2 protein-coding genes are annotated in these 2,461 nt (G+C 34.9%); both read left to right on the forward strand.

Annotation, left to right across the window (positions count from 1 at the left end; all coding sequences use genetic code 11):
- Window positions 1–434: 434 nt before the first annotated feature.
- A complete protein-coding gene (locus U0R11_RS13495; protein WP_406752347.1) occupies window positions 435–962 on the forward strand; it encodes an REP-associated tyrosine transposase in 528 nt (175 codons plus the stop codon).
- A 356-nt stretch (window positions 963–1,318) separates the two neighbouring features.
- Window positions 1,319–2,326 carry an IS110 family RNA-guided transposase gene (locus U0R11_RS13500; RefSeq protein WP_406751728.1) on the forward strand — a complete coding sequence of 336 codons (1,008 nt, stop codon included), beginning with the start codon at window positions 1,319–1,321 and terminating at the stop codon, window positions 2,324–2,326.
- The last annotated feature ends 135 nt before the right edge of the window (window positions 2,327–2,461 follow it).

The raw sequence follows: 2,461 nt of genomic DNA on the forward strand, positions 1-2,461 counted from the left end.
TGAATCGAACAATAGGCCCAAAACCTTGACATGTTCTTAATGCGCCCCTGTCGCTGTTAAATCTTAAAACAAAAGTGTTGATATTTTATTGAAATAATTCAATGGGTCAAAGCTAAAGGACATGTTCACCTCTCTACGTTTCGGTGTAAACCAAAGGGTCATGTCGAACGATAGATGAAAGGGATTTGTAATTCCATGATAATATTAGAGTTGGCTTCGAGAGCCTCAGCCAAATTCGAGAACCTCAGCCAACTTTATCAGCTCCATAGTTTATTTGAAATGGATATTTAATCCCAGACATATCCCAATAAATCATCAATACTCCAATAAACTGATTTCGTACCACCGTTATCAGTTTACAGATTACAATTGTTCATTTGCTGTTTTATTTTTGAAGACAAAAGCACCACTATTTGTCAATTTAATCTTCCACCATGGCTCATGCCTATTCCATTCAAGAACCCCAAGGACAATATTTTATTACCTGTACCGTCCATCAATGGGTTGATGTATTTACGAGGAAACTATATGTCGATATCATATTGGATAGTTTACGCTATTGTCAACAAAAGAAAGGCCTAAAAATTCATGCTTGGGTAATCATGAGCAATCATATCCATTTGATTGTTAGAAGTGAAGCTGAAAATCTATCCAACATCATACGCGATTTCAAAAAATTCACCTCTAAACAAATTTTTGAAGCTATTAAATCCAATCCTGAAGAAAGCAGGAAAAATTGGTTGCTTTGGCTATTTACAAAAGATGAACAAATCTGTTTTTGGCAAGCTGGTTATCATGCTAAAGAAATTCTAACTCAATCATTCTTTGAAAATAAATTAGATTACATCCATTTAAATCCTGTTAGAGCAGGGTTTATTGAAAAGGAAGAAGAATACATGTATAGCAGTTGTAGCGATTATTATGGTACAAGAAAGGGTTTGTTGGAGCTTGATATAGCATAATAGTCCTTTTGATCCCTTGGAAAATGTCTTATAAGTTTTAATATTTAATCTGGGATTACAAATCCCTATTATCTGTCGTTCGACATGACCCTTCGGAACATGTCCTTTAGCTTTGACCCATTGAATTATTTCAATAAAATATCAACACTTTTGTTTTAAGATTTAACAGCGACAGGGGCGCATTAAGAACATGTCAAGGTTTTGGGCCTATTGTTCGATTCAATCCCCTGTCGCCTGTTTTAAACTTTGGCACCGAATAGAAATTAGAGTATCCAGGCTCATTATTAAGGTATTGGTGGTGTTTAAAACTTGTTAAAACCTTTGTTTATTGTTTCAATTATAAACCTTATAAAGGTATGGAATTTACTTATTTCATTGGCATAGATGTGTCAAAAAACGAACTAGACTTTGCTGTATTGCATGGTAAAAACTTCTTATTCCACAAAGAAACGGCGAACACAGCCCAGGCCATAAGTGGTTTTATGAAGGATTTAAATAAACTCCCAGACTTCAGTTTGTCTGATGCTGTATTTTGTATGGAGCATACAGGAATATATAACAATCCATTAGTTTCATATTTGCACAAGAACAAGGGTAATTGTTGGTTGGAGTCTGCTTTGCAAATAAAGAATTCCATGGGTAACCTGCGAGGGAAAAACGATAAGGTCGATGCGATTCGAATAGCCGAGTACGCTTATAAGAATCGAGAAGAAGTTCGTCTTTGGAAACCTAAAAGAGCTGTAATTAATCAATTGTCGCATTATACAACGCTACGAGCCCGCCTGATTAGCTCTTGTAAAATGCTTAGTACTCCACTAAAGGAGGGGGCAGATTTTATGGACAAAAGCCTTCAAAAACAAGCCAATCAATTGTGCAAAAAGGCTATCGATAGCATTAAAGAAAGTTTAAAACGGACCGAAAAAATTATTGATCAAATCATTGCTTCAGATGAAGAACTCAATCGTTTATTTAGCTTGATAACTTCGGTAACCGGTATTGGTCCAGTTACAGCTGTTCAAGTACTTATTACTACCAATGAATTTAAAGACATCAGCAATCCCAAAAAGTTTGCATGTTATTCGGGTGTAGCTCCTTTTGTAAGGGAATCAGGTATTTTTAGAGGCAGAGGTAGAGTCTCGCATTTGGCAGACAAAACCATGAAAAAGCTCCTACACATGTCGGCTCTATCCGCTATAACAAGCAATGGAGAATTGAAAAATTATTATGAAAGAAAAGTAAGCGAAGAGAAAAAGAATAAAATGCTAGTTTTAAATGCTGTACGAAATAAGCTAATCTTAAGAATATTCACTTGCGTGGCTCAAAACAGAAAGTATCAAAAGGACTATGATAAATCGGTGGCATAAGACCTAATAGTAGGAAAACCTTTTAAAGATTCATTCATTACAAAGGTCTAAATACAATTCAGAGATAGTCCCTAAAATAAAAATATTAATATTTTTATAGATAACTACTTGTTTTAATCATAGAAATCGAACAGC

It is taken from the genome of Aquirufa salirivi, assembly GCF_045310485.1.
GTDB classification, from domain to species: Bacteria; Bacteroidota; Bacteroidia; order Cytophagales; family Spirosomataceae; genus Aquirufa; species Aquirufa salirivi.